Genomic DNA, 18,630 nt, shown 5'->3' with positions numbered 1-18,630 from the left:
AAAACCATAATCCACCAGCGCCAGAAAAACCAAGTGTTCACACTTCATAGGAAATTTGTGGGTCAACCTAAACTACTCAGCCGCTTGTAGTAATGACAAGCTCTCGGCAAACTCCATAACAAATTGGGCTAAGTCTTTCTTAACACCAGAGAAGCCTTCCCTGGGCCTGAGTGTCTCCTCATCCATGTAGGCTGCCCTGCAAATCTCGACTTGCAGAACAAAAACACCCCGTTCTAGTTGGCCATAGTGCTGAGTTATAAATCCGCCCGAATAGGGCTCATTTCGGAAAACTTGATAACCCAACCTCGAAAATATTTTCAAAGCCATATCAGTCAAATACGCTGGTGCAGAGCTACCAAAGGCATTGCCAAGCACGACAGTACGGGGGGCATTGCCACTAATATTCACGGCCCTAGAGGGCATAGAATGGACATCAAAAAGCACCGCCAACCCAAACTTGGCACACGTAGAAGAAATTAGAGCTCGTAACATTTTATGATAGGGGAAATAATAACTTAGCAACCGCCTTCGGGCGTCTCCAATTGATAAGGACTGGTTGTAAATCTCGGCTCCATTTGCAGCCACCCTCGGGATAACGCCTAAACCCTGACGTACTCTTGGGCTCATCAAACCCCTGGTTAAGGTTGTTGATAGCCCACTAATAAGTTCCGGATCTAAATCCATTGGACTCCGATTTAAGTCAAGAAAACTACGAGGAAAGTTTGCTGCCAAGACCGGGACTCCTAGGACAGGAATATCTTCAACCAAAAGATCAACAAAACGATCCTCAGATCGTCTTAAACTGTCCACAGAAATACGTGCTATTTTTCGGAAATCAGAGGGATACAAACGCCCACTGTGCGGAGATGAAACCACAATAGGAAACCTTTGAAGATCCGGCCTGTCGAGGGAAAAAGTTCCGATATGAGGGAATTTATGCTTCACCATAGCATCAACGATTTTCACTTAGCCATAGTTTCCTGATAGTATTATATGTACCCATGAACAAGTTGATGGCTTGAGCCAAGATGTTACCGCTCTTTAGAAGACGTACCAAACACACTTCTCGGACCCCCAAAGTTAATAATCAACAATTGGAAAGAATATTTGCCTTCCATTAATCTTGAAATTTTCAATGACTTCCTGACCCTCTCTAGAAGTAAGCCACTCAATAAAAATCGTTGCCAATTCAACCCTCACGTGCCTATGCAGTTTCTGGTTGACCATTATGACACTGTAGGGATTATGCATAGAAGGATCTCCTTCAAACAAAACTTCCAAAATCCCTTTATTCTCAAATGCTTCCCACGTACCCCTATCCGTCAAGGTATACCCGCCCATTTCCTGGGCTATATTTAACGTAGCGCCCATCCCCGCACCAACCTCATTATACCAGTTACCCTCCTGGAAGGCTGACGGATCCGTCATTGCTTTCCTCCAAAATTCCTGACTTCTCTTGTGTGTGCCACTTTCATCCCCACGGGAGACAAAAACTGGGCGAGCGCTCCCTATCAACCGATAAGCCGAGATCACACTATCTGCTCCCCTAATACCAGCCGGGTCCGAATGCGGCCCTACCAACACAAAATCGTTATACATCACCGGGGATCGCCGAACTCCANAGCCACTATTAATGAATGCAATTTCTGAGGGCTCATGGTGCACGAACAAAATATCAGCGTCCCCTCTTTTTGCGATTTCGATAGCTTGGCCCGTACCCACGCCAACCACTCTGGCACTTACCCCAGTACTCTCTCTAAATATCGGCAATAATTCATCAAACAAACCCGAATTNACAGTAGAGGTTGTCGAAGCAACCAAAATAGTGGCTTCCTCAGGCCAAACCTGTACGGCTAAAGATAAGCTAAGAATAAAACTTAGAAAAATATTTCTTATTGAACATTTCAAATAGCTTACTGCCAATTCAACGCCCTCTCGTACCCCTGGATCCTTGTGGCGGCCTGAGCTCTTTTCTATTCCACCACAGCAACTCTCCACGCAGAAATGATTCCGCAAGATCATTTTTTGGCTGCTCAAAAAAACTCTCAGCACTAGAATGCTCTAAGAGTCTCCCCCTATATAAAAAGAATATTTCATCTGCGAGCCGCCTAGCCTGCCCAAGATCATGGGTAGTCATAACAACTTTTGTCTTAGATTTTCGAATAGTTTCGATTATTTTTTCCAAGGAGTGGGTTGCTGCTGGATCGAGAGCGGCTGTTGGCTCATCCAAAAACAAAACTTCAGGGTCAAGGCTCCACGCTCGGGCGACCGCCAATCTTTGTTGCTCACCCACCGATAACCTTCTAGCGGCTACTCTCCCAAGCCGAGCCAAGCCCGTAGAATCTAATATCTCTTCTATCCTCCGCAATCTTTCGTGCTTTCTGACCCCCCTGTGTCTAAGGCCATGTTCTAGATTCGAAAAAACGCTACGTCTAAGCATTATAGGCCGCTGGAAAACCATTGCCTGAAAACGTCTTACGATATGATTGCGCCTCTCCTTCCACTGGATCTTACCATGAGTTGGCTCGATTAGTCCGTGGCACAACCGCAGTAATAAACTCTTTCCTGCCCCATTTGGACCCAAAACAACCGAAAGAGTGTCAGGAAAGAAAGTCGCAGTGAGGTTCTTGATAAGCCGCATTCCGTTAACTTCATACGAAACATCTTGTAATGTCAGAGGTAGAANACGGATCCGCCTGTCGCCCGCGGAACCGGCTAACCTGAAGTCTGGAAGCTCAACCATATCGCCTCTTTGCCGCCTCATTAATAACGAAAGCGGTCCCGTTCACGCTCAGTGCTAAAGCCAGAAGAATCATTCCCAAACCCAAGGCCAAAGCCAGATCTCCCTTNCTGGTTTCCAGAGTAATAGCAGATGTCNTTACCCTCGTTACATGATCAATATTTCCTCCGACAATCATGACAGCNCCCACNTCGGCACTTGCCCTCCCAAAACCNGCNAGNATTATGGTTATTAAACTAAAACGTGCATCCCAAAGTAACGTGCTTATAGACTCCCTGGGACCTAGTCCGAGCGATTTAAGGTGCTCGGCATACTCGTTCCATAACTCTTCGGCACTTTGCCTAGTCAGAGCAGCAATGATCGGAGTTATTAAGCATACTTGCGCAATTATCATGGCAGTGGGCGAATACAAGAGCCCCAGCGTACCAAATGGGCCAGACCGCGACAAAAGCAAATAGACAACAAGTCCTACAACTACCGGTGGCAATCCCATCATCGCATTAAGGGAAATGATAATAAAAGTTCTCCCTGGGAATCTTAAAACAGCCAGCCCTGCTCCTATGGGAAGCCCTAAAAGGCTCGCCACACCAACTGCGCAAAGACTTACCTGAAAAGAAAGAGCCACAATTTCCAGCAAATTGCTGTCAAAATGCACAAGCAATGTGAATGCAGAAGCAAGAGCTGAACCTATGTCCATAATTCCTTCCTGGCCAGTTTATATCCATTAGGCCAGTAATACAAAGAACGCAAATTGCTATTCTACATACTTTAGGGAACTTCCAACACACTATTAGGGGTAAAATGGAAGATCTTGAGCAGTTCCAGTCAAAATAACTTGCTGCACAGGAAAATGTTTGGCAAATGACCCCTCACCCTCTATTGTCCGATGCCTAATGGGGTGCAAAACACCCTTCTAGTCATAGGTTTTTAGCAAAGGGCGCGTAGCTCAGCGGGAGAGCACCACGTTGACATCGTGGGGGTCGCTGGTTCAATCCCAGCCGCGCCCACCAAATCCTTTGTCAGTAGCCTGAGCTTCTTCTAGGTTAAAAAGTATAGACGCCGCTTACAATATAAGACTGAAGGTCGGAGTCCTCGACTGGATAATACTGATATTCCACCCTCACTCCGAGTTGTCCCCCAAACTGCCATCCAACCCCAATAGTTGGATCAGTTCCTGAACCTAAAAACGTAGACGCGGAGCCACGCGAAGTATTCACACTAAGGTCCGCATCCCAGGAAAAAAATCCGGCTTTAATAAAACCGAAGCTATTCTTCACCTCATATTTCGCGATTGCCGCTATCTCTACTCCATAAATATCAACGGACGTTACAATGCTTTCTGATGGCCCAGTAAGTGTAGTATTGATCTCCAAGGTACCCAGGTTCGTGAAGCCACCCTCTACTGCAAAATATTCGTTCACATGATAGCCGCCATGGAGCTTAACGTAGGTCCCTGCGTTATCCGTCGAAGAGGTGGAACTACTAAAGCCTAAATTGATAAGGGCCGTATTCAACGTCTGTAAATCTGAAGTTGTTACGTTAAAATCAGTCAAGCCAACACCACCAAGAACGTAACCTCGCTGTTTCATCGAACTCTCGTTTGCAACTACACTTGATGAAAAAGCTAATAAGGCGCCTAGCACCAAACCTATTCTCAACATATTATTCCCCTCCCCAATGATTGCTACAGTAACTCGCCGGCCACTAGCTTCCGACACGACTGCAGGAGCAACAACATAGTCTATCCACACTCAGGTGGAAACCAAGTCAAAAAGGTAAGGCTAAGATAACTAATATTAATTAGTTTTACAGATATACAGGAAACGGCCACCAAAAACGCCGAATCAGCGGCGAATAGTGACGTCAGGATAAGATGGCCTTAGTGTGATTTTTTTATCACATGTCTAAAAATTCATCTGTAGAGAAGATGGCTCAGGGAACTACTTGACAAATTTTAAGGTCATCCGGTCGCTCTCCCCCGTATCCAGCGAGGACTTCCGCTCCGCAGCATCGCTTACCCTTAATGTTGGAGGCAATCGCCAAACCTTATCCTTTTCTGTTGGACGATCTCTCCCGTTTGCATTGATTTCAGATGATGCAATTAATTTGAGACCAGCATTCTCAAAAGCCGCCACCACCCGCGCCGTATGCAGATATCCATTAGAGCCATCGGCCCATTCTAGACTATTTCCTGTAGGCGCTCTGTGTTGAACAACACCAACAATCCCCCCCGCCTTAAGCAAACGAAATGACTCTTTAGCTGCTTGGTCCAAAACCTCCGGATCAAAGCGATTAAGGTGATGGAGCGATCGCACAAACAAAATCCTATCCACAGAGTTTGATAAACTATTCGGGGCCTCAGTAATGTAGTACGTCGAAATCCTTGGTGGATCCTCGACCAGACTAGCTACCCATTCAGGAAAGGTTTGCGGCCAATCCTCAAACCTTTGCCTCATTGCCTGCCAGCGTCCCCCAAATATTTTTGCAGAGATATCGAGCGTATAATTAGCTGCTATGAAATGCCCCGATGGACCCAGGTACGGAGCCAAAATCCTGCTGTACCATCCCCGTCCCGGGAGCGTTTCCACTACAGTCATGCCTGGCTGCACCTCAAAAAACCGCAAAGTTTCTTTGGGGTGTCTAAACACATCCCTAGATGCCTCTATTTCATTTCTAGACTCAATAATGTCATCTAACAAATCAGCAACTAACGACGTCGAGGCTACGCACATAGCCAGAATAAAAACACTGGCTTTCCGTATATACCTAGCCAAAATCTTACCAGCTCTCGCCAAACGGCCGCAAGTCAACATCGAAGGTCCAAGCTGATTTATCTTGGTGAGCCACATGATAGATGGTATCCGCAATAGCGGGGGGCTTACAGAAGAAAGATTCTGGTGGATCATCCGAGCGGAGATGGCGAGTCCAAGGCGTATCGATGGAGGCGTCTATAAGCACATAAGCAACATGCACACCCTTCGGCCCCAGTTCCCGGGCCATGGATTGTGCTAATATACGTTGTGCCGCTTTGGTAGGGGCAAAAAAAGCATAGTTAGCCTTTCCTCGTAAGGCCGATGTATTACCTGTAACAATAATTGCACCCTTGCCTGCCTTGATCATTGCCGGGGCAGTTGCACGAGCGATATATAACAAAGAGGTGGTGTTGATCCTAAAGTTTCGTTCCAAATGGTCTGGCTTATCACCTAGAAAACTCTGAAAACTACCCCCTGCTGCATTGTGTATTACAACCTCCGGCGCACCCATTTCCAAGGCGACTTGTTCAGCAATTTCTGTTAAGTGATCGAGATCCATAACATTACACTGATACCCCTTTGAGCCTTCCAACTCTGTTTCAAAACGATCCAAACGGTCCTGGGTACGGGCTAACATTGCAATTCGATACCCACCTTGGTGAAACCGGCGGGCACAAGCTCCACCCGTTCCATCACCTAATCCCGTGATCAAGCAAACTGGCTTATCTTTACTCACACGCGTTTACCTTTCCACGCCCTAAATTACTAGGCACCTATACGTTGAAACCACTTCACGCGGCTCTCTGGTTTGCACCCAAGGGCCCAATATCGGCCTCCTTAAGAGCCTTTTTGAGAACTTCAATCTCTCCGTGAACTAGTTTACATAGTGGAGGTCTGACCACAGCCTTTGGAAGGCGTTCTAAAAGTACGGCCACCTCCTTCATTCGATTATGCATATCCAAGAATGGAGGAGCATAAAATGCTTGAACCATAGGATAAATACGATCATTGATCCCCTGCGCAAGAGCCAGATCACCAGATTGAACAGCCCGCCATAAATCCACTTGGAGGTCGGCTATAACACTCCCCGCACCCGACAGCAGCCCATTACACCCCATCGTTAGGGAAGACATCAGCCAGGCACTATGAGTAGTTAGAACGCTGATAGGCCGGGCTAAATTCTGGAGAACACGAATATGTCTCTCATGGAGCATCCCGTCATTACACCAGTCCTTAATAGCAACCACTGTTGGGATTTCCTCAGCTATTCGAACGAGGGTTTCTAGAGTGTGTCCTAGACCTCCACCCATTGGATACTGAAAAACAATTAAGGGTAAATCGGTACTATCAGCAATTACCTTGAAATGGGACAGTGCCATTTCAGGCCGAAGTTGACCACCCATAGCAATAGAGTTAGGGGGAAAAACCAACAACGCAGACGCGCCCTCAGCATCCGCCATTGACGCCAATTTAGCTGCATAGGCACTACCATCCGCATATATACCATTCACTATTGGCATTGACGGGAGTTCACTCAGGCTAACTTCAAGCACACGCTGTTGTTCCTCAAAACTGCAAGCGTGAGCCTCAGAAGCATGTGCATTTACTGTTATCGCCGACAAACCCTCAACAGTCGCAACGTCACGCAAATGCTTTCTATAGTTTTTCTCATCAATCGAAAAATCATCATGAAAAGGGAGAAGACATGCTGGAATCACTCCAGAAGGCACAAATTTATTCCTAGTCGGCATTTTCAAAACTCCATTCCAAACGACTATACGCCCGCTTTATACTAACAAATTTCCTCTAGGTAGGATACATTGATCCAGGCAACAATCGGAACCGGATAACACAAACCGCATTCCCTAGATTCAGCAAAATAGAAAATGTTTGGATTAAGATATAGTACATTATGACCATAATCACAGATTCAGTAAGCTTAGCAACTCTATGCGATAAACTCACTAAGGAACCCTTTATCTGCATAGACACAGAATTCATCAGAGAGAAAACTTATTGGCCAAAACTCTGCCTAGTTCAGATATCTGGCCCAAAAGGCGAACCATTTGCAATAGATCCATTGCACGAAGGCATCGATTTATCACCACTATTCTCCCTAATGATAAACTCAAAAATCGTGAAGGTGCTGCATGCAGCACGGCAAGACATAGAAATATTTTTACATCTCATTGGACAACTGCCCAATCCAATTTTTGATACTCAAGTTGCGGCTATGGTTTGCGGGTTTGGTGAGTCAGCCAGTTATGAGCATCTAGCTCGTAAAATCGCCGACGCCCGAATTGACAAGTCTTCGAGATTTTCTGATTGGTCTGGAAGACCTTTGGAAAAAAGGCAGTTAAAATATGCCCTTTCTGACGTTATTCACCTACCGCGAATATATTTAACCTTAAAGAAAAGGCTTGCGGAAACGGGACGTGAAAGTTGGATTGCCAAGGAGATGGCGGCTCTCGGTAAGCAAGAGACATACATTACTGAACCCAAGACCGCCTGGAAAAAAATAAAAACGAGAGGGGCTAGCTCCCGTACCCTTGCTGTTTTAAGAGAATTAGCAGCCGTTCGGGAGGAATGGGCTATACTTTACGATCTCCCCCGACAACACGTAATTCGCGACCAGTCTCTACTTGCGATATCTGTTTCACAACCAACCACCATGGAAGAATTGGTTAGAGTCAGAGGCTTAAAGGGAACATTAACTAAAGGAAAATTAGTCAGTTCTATGCTAAAGGCAATCGAGCGGGGGAAAAACCTGAAGCTAGAAAAATACCCAGAAACTCCTAGGAAGCCTGACAATCACCCAGCCTCACCAGCAGTTGTAGACTTACTCAAAGTTTTGCTGAAAGTTCGATGTGATGAGAACTCTATTGCCGCTCCTTTAGTAGCAAAAAACTCTGATTTGATTGAAATCGCTGCCGGTCTAGAAAAAAACTCCGTTCTAACAGGTTGGAGACGAAAGGTTTTTGGCGAAGACGCATTGAAATTAATTCGCGGCCAACTCAGCTTAAGAGTCAACAACGGGGAAGTGCATATCCACACCTCGTGTGAAAAGAAAAATTGAAATAAAATATAGTGGCTACCTTCCTATTTCGAGGTGCACTACCTCGATGATCGACCATACTATCAGCTATTTCAAAATATAACGCGGTTTTAACCTTAAGTGTTTGGCCAAAGCCGTATATCGTTCCCTTACCACGTGACCAATCAAGGCAGAACTTTTTTCCGAGTACGAAAGAGTTACTTCTTTTTCATTTATGGCTAAGGAGGATCCGCTAAGAGCTCCCGGAACACCGCCCGATAAAGTCTCCCCAACCCGTGCGGCTAGGCCGATAGCTCTCGCCCTACCTAAACTACCCCTGTCAATGAGGGGTTGGATCTGCCCCGCAAATTTCGGCACTCGTCTCCCGCTATAACGGGTCATCGTAGCAAGACCTAGAAATACCCTGCCAAAGTGATCCATTGGAGCCTGCATCAATGCACACTCCATCAAAGCATATTCAGGCCGATACCCAGGATGCACACTCCATGCAATATCACAAAGGAGACAGGTGGCGTAGCGCAGGCGGGCTTCTTCCTCCGTTTCCCTAGGAAACAATGGAGCCAGCCAATCGGCCAGCTCTTTGCCATGACCGGGAAACCGGGCCGCCCGACCTGCTATATCCATACAAACCATAATAAGAGGATCTCGGTTCTGTTCCTCGATCGATAACCTGCTAAATGCCAAACCCTCTCGTAGACCACTGGCAACAAAAACAATGCGGCTTGGCCTAATCTGATCCAAGATAATAGAGAGAATTTGCGCAGACAACGGCAAAAGCTTGAGCCGTCTAGTTGATATCTGAGAAATAGGCGCCAAGGAAGCATAACTTTGGACAGACAAAAGCTTAGAAAAAGCTACTACTTCCTTATAGCTCAAGGAATATTTGTGCACTATCTGTAGCGGATACTTATTTTGAAACATATGAAGTCTAGCGAGTGATCGCCAAGTTCCACCGACTAAGAAAATTTCCTGACCCTTGTGTCCTGCAAGCCAATCTAGCTTCTCAAGCTTTACCGCCAGGTCAGCCAATTTATCCTTAGTACCAACTTTCTCATTCCCTAAAAACCTCAGGGAGCCGAATGGAAGGGTAGCAGTCTTACCTACAACATCCCCGCGAACCTCTGCCAGTTCCAGACTACCTCCACCTAAATCTGCTATTAGTCCAGTAGCGGATCTAACCGACGATATTACACCTAGTGCTGTATATTTTGCTTCCTCTACACCCGTGAGCACACGAAGATCCATGCCCACCGCGCGTTTCACCTGTTCAACAAAGAAATTGCCATCGCTTGCTTCCCTGACAGCAGCAGTAGCGACAGCATCAACCAGACCTACGTCCATCGCTTCAATTAAATCAGAAAAGCGAGCTAAATTGCTTAAGGCCTGCTCGACCCCCTTGACAGAAAGGCGACCTGTGCGAGACAAATCCGAACCAAGGCCACAAGAAATTTTTTCGTTGAAAACTACATTCAGGCTCCGTTTGAGAGCCTCATAAACGACTAATCGTATCGAGTTAGAACCAACATCTATAACCGCATAGCGCCGCCCTACTGTGCCTTGGATTACTTCCTCAACTGACTTGGACATACAGCATCATCTACTCTTAGAGACCAATTCTACCCAGGAGTCTGCTTGTTAACGGAATACATCTCTAGCAAGTCTATCTTACTTTACCCTTAATTGGGCAGGACCGCCGAAACGCTCCAATGCCTTGCCACGCCCTGAGAGACTTGGGTTAGTCATAAAATATTCATGACAACTAAAACCTACCCCATTTGGAAACTGTCTTTCAAACCTNCCCGATGGTAACATCTCCCAACTCTGAAGATCGTCCTTAAGATTTGCGACAAGTATTTGCTCTAGTATCTGCTCGTGAACTGTAGCATTAGTAATTGGCACCATTACTTCACAGCGTCGATCCAAATTTCGCGGCATCCAATCGGCCGAAGAAATAAATAACTTAGCATCGGAGTGTGGCAAAGCCCTACCATTACCAAATACCCAGACTCGGCTATGCTCGAGAAAACGTCCAACTATACTTTTTACACGAATACGTTCCGACAACCCCGTGACCTGGGCCCGGAGGCAGCAAATTCCCCTAACGACAAGCTGAATACGGACACCCGCCTGACTTGCCTGATACAGCTTGTCAATAATATCAGGATCAACAAGCGAATTCATTTTCGCCCAGATCTCCGCCGCCACTCCCGCCTCAGCATTCTTAATCTCTTTATCAATCAAATCATTGATCGTTTCCCGCAAGGTGATAGGAGCAAATGCCACCTGATTCAAGCGGGGGGTCTCTCCATATCCTGTTAAATAATTGAAGATAGTTGCAGCATCTCTAGCTAATTCAGGACTACAAGTAAAGAATGAAAGATCAGAAAACACTTTGGCTGAAACTGGATGGTAATTGCCCGTCCCGTAGTGAGTATATGTCCTTAATTTTTTCTCCTCCCTCCGAACAACGTAGGAAATTTTCACATGTGTCTTTAGATCAATAAATCCATATACAACCTGAATTCCAACCCTTTCCATGCGTTGCGCTAAACGCAAATTGTCCTCTTCGTTAAATCTTGCTTTTAGTTCAACCAGAGCTGTAACTGATTTCCCACCCTCCGCTGCCTTCACCAACGCGCTGACAATTGGCGAGTCTGGTGTAGTTCGATATAATGTTTGCTTAATTGCTATAACATCCTGATCAGCCGCCGCCTGCTCAAGAAACTGGACCACAACGTCAAAGGACTCATAGGGATGATGAACCAGAATATCTTTCTCGCGTATAGCGGCGAAACAGTTATCACCAAATTCACGAATCCTTTCTGGAAATCGTGCCGTGTATTTTGGGAACAACAAGTCTTGCCTTCCACAAAGAANCAATTCATCCACTTGGTGGAGGCCCAAAATATCCGATACCTGCGAAACATCTTCGGCGCCTGCCTCCAATTCATCTATCAACATTTCACGTAGTTCGGCGGGCATGGTGTCACTAATCTCAAGGCGAACTAGATTNCCTCTCCGTCGTTCCCGNATTGCTCGCTGAAATGACACTAACAAGTCATCTGCTTCATCTGAAACTTCTATATCGCTATCACGAATTATCCGAAATAATCCCGCACCAGAAACACCATAACCTGGAAACAACCTTTTTATGAATTTCAATACCACATCCTCAAGCGGGATATAACGATCCAGNAGGCCTGGTAGCCGAATAAGGCGGGCAATCTGGGGTGGTAGCAAAACATGAGCCCGCATACCTTCGCCAGTCTCTTCACGAACTAACTGAACTGCTAAGGCAAACCCAAGATTTGGAAGAAATGGGAAAGGGTGAGCCGGATCTATCGCAAGAGGTGTCAGAACTGGAAAAACATTAGAATTAAAATATTCCCCTAGCCAACCATCATCCGATTGGCTCAATTCATGTGCCGCTACAAGGATCAACCCCACCTGCCTCAATTCTTCCCGAAGTCCCCGCCACACTTGTGTTTGTCGTGTCCGAAGGGCCGCCGCAGCGGTTTTTATTGCCGTAATCTGCTCCGAAGGGGTCTTTCCATCTGGAGTAATCTGGGAAAGGTTGGCCCTTATTTGGGCCTTTAGTCCGGCCACCCTGACCATATAGAACTCGTCCATATTACTGGCTGAAATACTCAAAAATCTGACACGTTCAAGCAGGGGTTGCCGCTTATTTGTTGCCTCCTCAAGAACCCTTCCATTAAATGCCAACCAAGACAATTCTCGATTGATGAAACGAGAATCTCCCTCAGCAAGACCAGAACTGGCCTCGCAAGACGGCAACTTCAGGTTGCCCGGCTCTCGATGCTCATGATCAGTGTCCAAAGCGCATTTCCTTATTCAAAAACATCAAACGCCCCTAGTAACACCTAGACAACTTCCTAGAATGTCCCCGGATAAGCTCCGCCATCCATCAAAAAATGTTGCCCGGTTACATAACCCATTTGAGCGCCACACAAAAATGCACAGGCATCACCGAATTCGCTGGGCTGCCCGAACCGCCCTGCTGGGTTCTCCTCCGCACGAAGCTGGTAAACTTCTTCGAAGGGTCTCCCCATTTTCTCCGCTGCAAAATTAACTGCTGACGTTAACCGATCCGTCTCAAAAGGACCAGGCAAAAGATTATTAATCGTAACATTATGCTTGACTGTTTGTCTTGCGATCCCCGCGACAAAACCAGCCAAACCAGTGCGGGCACCATTAGACAATCCCAGCTGTTGTATAGGAGATTTGGTAGACCCAGACGTTATATTGACTATTCGTCCAAACTGACGATCGATCATTCCATCCACTGTTGCCTTGATAAGCTCAATTGGAGTGATCATATTTGCTGTAACAGCATCCACCCAATCCTTCCTAACCCAGTCTCTAAAATCCCCTGGGGGCGGTCCGCCAGCATTGTTAACCAAAATATCAGGGTTTGGACACGCCGAAAGTAACTCAGCCTGACCGTCGGCTGAGGTAACGTCACAAGCAACTGCAACTACAGTGGCTCCAGTTTCCTGGCGAATCTCCTCAGCAGTTGTCTCAAGTTCTGTCTCTGTTCTCGCATTGATTGTAACCGCAACCCCTTCACGGGCCAGGGACAAGGCGCAGGCCTTTCCAAGGCCCTTGCTAGAAGCGCAAACTATGGCGCTTTTTCCTGATAGTCCCAAATCCATCTCACTCTCCTTATTTTCTATTCAACCTAAAACTTTCCATTCATTAATTTCTCAAGCGCCCTGGCAGCCAACACAGTGGTAATCTTTCTTTTTTCCCTGAAAGCCATGGCATCAAGCTCATCAGCCAAGCGACCAACCATATAAAATGAACGTTCCATCCGTTCAACTAAATACCTGACTACCGACACCTCAATGCGCACCTGCCGGTCCGAGAATTGCTTCACCAGTAACGCCTGCAACAAGAAGTCATCAGGCTCACCGATTTTTACAGCCGGCAACGCCATGAGCCGGGACCGGAGATCTTCCAAAGAAATAGACCAGAATTGGGGATCGCTGTTCGCGGTCAATAAAATACTTTTCTTGTACTCGACCACCCCATTATAGAGACGTAGTAATGCCCTCTCATTAGCCTCATCTGCGTGCTCGACCACGATGGATTCCGCTGAATCACTAAAGCAATCCTGGTTGAGCAGGAGATCTCTTCCATCCACTAGTTTTGCCTGAGCCTTGTTCCGCCAAATTTCAGCCAAGTGGGTTTTCCCGGAGCTTGGGGGGCCAGACACGATAAGGCCACAAGCCCGCCATTCTGGCCACTGGTCAAGCCAGCTAACCGCCTCAGAGTTGCACCCAGCCACCAAAAAATCCTCCTCCCGATATACAGGAGTTAGACCCAAATCTAATTTCAGCTGCGGGGGCCCAGCTTGGCTCATTTTTCCGATACCGAATGATTTTTAGGAGGCCCGTGGTACAAATGACTTTGAAGGTAATGATTAAAAAGAAACTTCAATCCAACCCCGATGACCGCGGCAACGGGCACTGCCAACAAGATGCCAACCACGCCAAATAGTGACCCTCCGGCCAAAAGGGCAAACAAGACCCACACAGCACTTAATCCTATCCGCTGTCCAACTAATTTAGGCGTCAAAATATAACCCTCAATGATCTGCCCTATTACAAAGACTATGGCTACAATACCGACAAACTCCACACCATCAAATTGGAAGTAGGCGAACCCACCAGCGAGGCAAAACCCAAAAATTGTCCCCACGTATGGAACAAACGAAATTATGCCAGCAACTAAGCCGATCAGAAGCCCATACTTAAGTCCCAAAATACCCAGTGCGAGCGAATACGCAATTGCAAGAATTATACAAACACTNGCCTGACCTCGACAGTAATTCGCTAAAATCTCATCAACAAGATGAAGCTGAGTGCGAATTGTTTGGGCATGTTCACGAGGCAACCAATCATTACATTGTGAGAGAATCTTTTCCCAATCACGTAGCAGGTACCAGGCAACAACGGGGCTCACAAATAACAATCCAACAAAGTTTATAAGTGCAGAACCAGACAACCACACAGCTTGTAACGATTGGAATGTCCAGTCAGTGAGCCGGGGGATTACCCCCAAAAATGCTTCCTCTCCCAGCCCAACATTAGCCACTAAGGAAGCATGCATGTTATCAGGGGTTAATTGTGACCACCGAGACAGCCCTTCTTCCACAATAAGCGGTAACTGAGCAAATAGACCCACAATTTGCCCCTGCAATATCGGAAACACTAGCAAACCAACAAGAACTATACTCACAGCAAAAAGCGCTAGNACAAGAGAGGCAGAAACCGCTCGACCAAGACCAAATCTACTAGCCTTAACAACAGCGGGGTTAAAGAAATAAGCTACCGCGACCCCAGCAACGAATGGGAACAATATCTCGCTCAACAACACCAGGAAGATCAAAACAAAGACCCCCAGCCCGATCCAGAACACCCCTTCTTTTCTCAAAGTCACAACTCTACCTTTACTTTAGAAGCACCAACGCGCGATTATCCAAAATTTATCCTTCTCACTCTACTCTATGAATAGATCTTCTCGACTTACACCATTTGTAGCCCCCAACGAAGGTAGGGGATTCACCAGATCTGGCTCAACGGATAGCTCTGGCAGCTCTTCTAAACTAGGCTTGGGAAGAACCTCGCCCTGTGTCTGACTTACCTTCTCAGAACGATCCAGAATAGCCCAATTTCCTGCCTCTTTTTCCAACGCAAGCTCTTTTCTTTGTAGCAAGAGCGCAAATCGTTCAATGCCGCCCAGAAATTTTACACGCAGATTAGCTTTACTTCGGGAGAGAGCTANAATAGCAACGTCTTGCACNACCGACACTCCCCTTAACCGAGAAACAATACTTTTCCACTCTGCCCACCCCTCAACAAGGTATACCACATCAATGCTTGCCTCTTCGTCAAAAGAAAGAAGATTTGATACTTTCCAATCATATTCGACCCGCTGTGCCATTTGCGCCGCCGCCCTCAACAGAAATCCTTCTAGGTTTTCGCTGCCAACCATGTCAAACCTCTCTATTTCGACAGCCCCCACTGTCGCCCCAAAGTTCTGCATGGTTACGTCTACAAAGCCCTGATTCGATGTAACAGAAGACATTGTAGCCACGGTAACCAGTGTTTCCCCTGCCCCATAAGTTGAGGCGAACTCGCGCAAAGAATCACGATCTCCAGCCAGAGCTTGCTCTACATCTATTGCCAGAACATCAGTCAATTGTCCCATAGGCACGATCAGACTTACGGCCTCATTTTTTATTTCAAGTCTCCTCCATGCCTCACGCCACGGATTAGAGTCCTCCCACAGGGTAACCACCTCTCCCTCCCTATATACTGGCAATACAACTACAGGAATACTTTCGGCCTCGGAAAACGGCACCCCNGCGGCAACTAATAATCCACGAACCTTTTCCCGATTAAATCGTATCTTCAATTCGGCTATATAACGTTGATCCGATCTTCTTTCGTTAAAAATTTCAAAATCTTGAACATACCCAGCTACTTCATCCCGGCTTAGCTTTGGAAGCTTTGCCTCGTCTCTACGTAAAGTTAATTTTTTCAACAAAAGGATTAGGCCCTGTTCCTGCCCTTCAGATATGGCCTCCGACCTTGCAGTGTTTGAATCCGCAGCGGTTGCATCAAGCTTGATCGACCCGACGGTATATAGATCATCATCAGCGATACTGTAAAAGCTTAGGAAACTAATTAGCCCTGCAGCCAGGGGTATGATCCTAACTAAAAAGATTATATTCTGTGCCATTGCAAAGCTTCTTTGGACTGCTATCTTCACCATAAATTTTGGCTCACTCGTGGACCCCGGCATATAATANGATGAACAAGTCCAAAAATAATAGTTATTCGTACGGATCATCTGGAGTGGATGTTGAGCTTGGGCGGAAATTCGTCGATATTATCAAGCCCTTAGCTCAGGCCACCGCAAACCATGGAAATACGCCGGAAATAGGCGGTTTTGGTGCAATATTCGATATAAAATCAAGCGGCTTTAATGACCCTTTACTCGTTGCTGCAACAGATGGAGTTGGAACGAAGCTACTCCTAGCCAACCAGACTAATAGTCACCGCGTGGTTGGAGTAGACCTTGTGGCCATGTGCGTCAACGATTTAGTTGTGCAGGGAGCGAAACCATTGTTTTTCTTGGACTATATTGCTTCTGGGACATTGGATACCTCTGTGGCGACCCAAGTAGTTCAAGGCATAGCGGAAGGCTGCAAAGAAGCTGAATGTGCTCTAATAGGTGGTGAAACAGCTGAGATGCCTGGCCTATATTCCAGCGGACACTATGACCTGGCCGGCTTTGCGGTGGGGGCAGTGGAACGAGACGACGTAATCAGAGGGAACAAAATCAAACCGGGTGATCAAATTTTAGCCCTGGAATCCTCCGGATTCCATGCTAATGGCTATTCACTTATTCGGCAAATTCTGGCTTCAGAAGACCTCCAGCTTTCGGACCCTTCGCCATTCTCACAAAGGGAGACCCTTGGAGAAGCACTGCTACAACCAACACGCATCTACACTAGGTCAATCCTTCAACTACTAGCCAAAACCAGNCCTGCCGTAAAGGGAATTGCTCACATTACCGGGGGCGGCTTTTACGAGAACGTGCCTAGGATACTTCCCGAATATACTGACGCAGTAATAAATGCTAACTGGAAGCCCCCAAGTTGTTTTAGATGGCTTCAGCAGGTGGGGAATCTTAGTGCCAAAGAGATGTTTAGCACCTTTAATTGCGGAGTGGGGATGATAATTGTAATAGACCCGGAAAAGGTTGATATGGTGACAGAATGCCTTAGAGCAGGCAGAGAAAGCGTGCTTCATATAGGCGAAATAAAAAAATCAAGCGCACAAAAACAACGAGTAACTATTAAAGGACTCCAGAATAAATGGAGCTGAATACATAATGAGGGTGGCTATCTTGATCTCGGGTCGGGGCTCCAACATGGAAAACTTAATTCGGGCCAGCTACAAACCAGACAGCGATATTGACATAGTCCTCGTAATCTCCAACCGCAAAAACGCTACGGGGCTCAATACAGCCGAAAATCTAGGTGTTAAAACTCAGATAATTGAGCATGAAAAATTTGAGAGCCGGGACGCCTTTGAGCTACAACTGACCTCCGTGTTAGAAAACGCTAGGACTGAATTTATTTGTCTGGCTGGATTTATGCGGATGCTTGGCACAAGCTTCGTGGATCATTGGTATAACCGCTTGGTTAACATCCATCCTTCGGTTTTGCCAGCTTTTAAGGGATTAAACACACACCAGAGGGCAATAGAGGCGGGTGCCCACTATTCCGGGTGCACAGTTCACTTTGTCCGCCCCGACATGGATGAGGGTCCAATTATTTTGCAGGCCATAACTCCGGTTAACACCGAGGATAGTGCAGTTAAGCTGTCAAACCGTGTTCTAAAGCTAGAACACGTATGCTATCCGCTGGCACTAAATTGGATTGCTAAGGGCCAAATATCCATAGTCCGTGGCAGGGTAAAACTGGCCGCCCCCAATACCCACAACATTGCTAAACCACTAGACCAATCTAGAAAGGAAAAGGCTTAAATAACAATATCGATCTGACTGAAAAAATATGAAATCTCGCTCGCAGCTGTCTCAAGACTATCAGATCCATGCACAGAATTGGCCTCCACTGATTCACCAAAATCCTTACGAATAGTGCCCACCTCAGCGTTTGCAGGATTGGTTGCTCCCATTAATTCGCGATTTCTTGTTATCGCTGATTCACCTTCCAATACTTGCACCACTATAGGACCTGAACACATAAACTCGCATAGATCTCCAAAGAAGGACCTTTCACTGTGAACCGCGTAAAAACCCTCAGCCTGAGCCTTNGTCAATCGAAGTCGTTTTTGGGCAACAATTTTTAAGCCAATTTCCTCAAAGCGAGCGTTAATCTTCCCACTCAAACCNCTTCTTACTGCATCAGGTTTTATAATTGATAATGTTTTTTCAATTGCCATTGTATAGCCATCTGTACGTTAGAGGGAAACGGGGCCTTATAAACACTCGGAGACATTAGAGCAAGCAGATCTTCCAATTTC

18 protein-coding genes and 1 tRNA gene are annotated in these 18,630 nt (G+C 46.4%); 4 read left to right on the top strand and 15 right to left on the bottom strand.

Going from position 1 to position 18,630, the window contains the following annotated elements:
* Window positions 1–72 precede the first annotated feature (72 nt).
* The 4 genes from CMM32_05790 to CMM32_05775 all read right to left on the bottom strand — a co-directional run bounded on the left by CMM32_05790 (window position 73) and on the right by CMM32_05775 (window position 3,437).
* A complete protein-coding gene (locus tag CMM32_05790) occupies window positions 73–966 on the bottom strand; it encodes an N-formylglutamate amidohydrolase (protein ID MBT06412.1) in 894 nt (297 codons plus the stop codon).
* Between the two features lie 114 nt (window positions 967–1,080).
* Entirely contained in the window at window positions 1,081–2,022 is a 942-nt protein-coding gene (locus CMM32_05785; protein ID MBT06411.1) for a sulfate transporter, read from the bottom strand.
* Complete coding sequence (locus CMM32_05780) at window positions 1,925–2,743, bottom strand: ABC transporter ATP-binding protein (GenBank protein MBT06410.1); 819 nt, start codon at window positions 2,741–2,743, stop codon at window positions 1,925–1,927. The genes CMM32_05785 and CMM32_05780 overlap by 98 nt, the downstream gene beginning before the upstream one ends.
* Window positions 2,736–3,437, bottom strand: a complete 702-nt coding sequence (locus CMM32_05775) for an ABC transporter permease (protein ID MBT06409.1) — start codon at window positions 3,435–3,437, stop codon at window positions 2,736–2,738. Before CMM32_05775 ends, CMM32_05780 begins: the two co-directional genes overlap by 8 nt.
* Window positions 3,438–3,675: 238 nt before the next feature.
* On the opposite strand from CMM32_05775, the gene CMM32_05770 reads away from it, so the two are divergent.
* Window positions 3,676–3,750, top strand: a tRNA-Val gene (locus CMM32_05770).
* Between the two features lie 33 nt (window positions 3,751–3,783).
* On the opposite strand, the gene CMM32_05765 is transcribed toward CMM32_05770, so the two are convergent.
* The 4 genes from CMM32_05765 to CMM32_05750 form a co-directional block, all read right to left on the bottom strand.
* Window positions 3,784–4,491 carry a hypothetical protein gene (locus tag CMM32_05765; protein MBT06408.1) on the bottom strand — a complete coding sequence of 236 codons (708 nt, stop codon included), beginning with the start codon at window positions 4,489–4,491 and terminating at the stop codon, window positions 3,784–3,786.
* A 189-nt stretch (window positions 4,492–4,680) separates the two neighbouring features.
* Window positions 4,681–5,514 (bottom strand): methyltransferase, encoded by an 834-nt coding sequence (locus CMM32_05760; GenBank protein MBT06407.1) that lies wholly within the window; start codon window positions 5,512–5,514, stop codon window positions 4,681–4,683.
* A gap of 4 nt (window positions 5,515–5,518) precedes the next feature.
* A complete protein-coding gene (locus CMM32_05755; protein ID MBT06406.1) occupies window positions 5,519–6,229 on the bottom strand; it encodes a short-chain dehydrogenase in 711 nt (236 codons plus the stop codon).
* 55 nt (window positions 6,230–6,284) lie between these two features.
* Window positions 6,285–7,244 (bottom strand): dihydrodipicolinate synthase family protein, encoded by a 960-nt coding sequence (locus CMM32_05750; GenBank protein MBT06405.1) that lies wholly within the window; start codon window positions 7,242–7,244, stop codon window positions 6,285–6,287.
* Between the two features lie 161 nt (window positions 7,245–7,405).
* Here CMM32_05750 and rnd point away from each other — a divergent pair, with 161 nt between their 5' ends.
* A complete protein-coding gene (gene rnd / locus CMM32_05745) occupies window positions 7,406–8,569 on the top strand; it encodes a ribonuclease D (GenBank protein MBT06404.1) in 1,164 nt (387 codons plus the stop codon).
* 66 nt (window positions 8,570–8,635) lie between these two features.
* On the opposite strand, the gene CMM32_05740 is transcribed toward rnd, so the two are convergent.
* From CMM32_05740 to CMM32_05715, 6 genes are all read right to left on the bottom strand, one after another.
* Window positions 8,636–10,135, bottom strand: a complete 1,500-nt coding sequence (locus tag CMM32_05740) for an exopolyphosphatase (protein ID MBT06403.1) — start codon at window positions 10,133–10,135, stop codon at window positions 8,636–8,638.
* A gap of 78 nt (window positions 10,136–10,213) precedes the next feature.
* The gene (locus tag CMM32_05735) at window positions 10,214–12,349 is read right to left on the bottom strand and encodes an RNA degradosome polyphosphate kinase (protein MBT06402.1); all 2,136 of its coding nucleotides are present in this window, start codon (window positions 12,347–12,349) and stop codon (window positions 10,214–10,216) included.
* A 92-nt stretch (window positions 12,350–12,441) separates the two neighbouring features.
* Window positions 12,442–13,221 (bottom strand): 3-oxoacyl-ACP reductase, encoded by a 780-nt coding sequence (locus CMM32_05730; GenBank protein ID MBT06401.1) that lies wholly within the window; start codon window positions 13,219–13,221, stop codon window positions 12,442–12,444.
* Window positions 13,222–13,247: 26 nt separating this feature from the next.
* A complete protein-coding gene (locus CMM32_05725) occupies window positions 13,248–13,931 on the bottom strand; it encodes a hypothetical protein (protein ID MBT06400.1) in 684 nt (227 codons plus the stop codon).
* A complete protein-coding gene (locus tag CMM32_05720) occupies window positions 13,928–15,010 on the bottom strand; it encodes an AI-2E family transporter (protein MBT06399.1) in 1,083 nt (360 codons plus the stop codon). Before CMM32_05720 ends, CMM32_05725 begins: the two co-directional genes overlap by 4 nt.
* Window positions 15,011–15,070: 60 nt before the next feature.
* Window positions 15,071–16,426 carry a hypothetical protein gene (locus CMM32_05715; GenBank protein ID MBT06398.1) on the bottom strand — a complete coding sequence of 452 codons (1,356 nt, stop codon included), beginning with the start codon at window positions 16,424–16,426 and terminating at the stop codon, window positions 15,071–15,073.
* Between CMM32_05715 and CMM32_05710 the strand changes: the two genes are divergently transcribed.
* Window positions 16,387–17,466 carry a phosphoribosylformylglycinamidine cyclo-ligase gene (locus CMM32_05710; GenBank protein ID MBT06397.1) on the top strand — a complete coding sequence of 360 codons (1,080 nt, stop codon included), beginning with the start codon at window positions 16,387–16,389 and terminating at the stop codon, window positions 17,464–17,466. The genes CMM32_05715 and CMM32_05710 overlap by 40 nt on opposite strands.
* 7 nt (window positions 17,467–17,473) lie before the next feature.
* Window positions 17,474–18,130, top strand: coding sequence for a phosphoribosylglycinamide formyltransferase (locus tag CMM32_05705; GenBank protein MBT06396.1), 657 nt, complete (start codon window positions 17,474–17,476; stop codon window positions 18,128–18,130).
* On the opposite strand, the gene CMM32_05700 is transcribed toward CMM32_05705, so the two are convergent.
* Window positions 18,127–18,549 carry a nucleoside-diphosphate kinase gene (locus tag CMM32_05700; GenBank protein ID MBT06395.1) on the bottom strand — a complete coding sequence of 141 codons (423 nt, stop codon included), beginning with the start codon at window positions 18,547–18,549 and terminating at the stop codon, window positions 18,127–18,129. The genes CMM32_05705 and CMM32_05700 overlap by 4 nt on opposite strands.
* Between the last annotated feature and the right edge of the window lie 81 nt (window positions 18,550–18,630).

It is taken from the genome of Rhodospirillaceae bacterium (assembly GCA_002728255.1).
Taxonomy (GTDB): domain Bacteria; phylum Pseudomonadota; class Alphaproteobacteria; order UBA7887; family UBA7887.
Note: the sequence above shows the minus strand (reverse complement) of the source record. Positions and strands in the feature narration are given on the sequence as shown.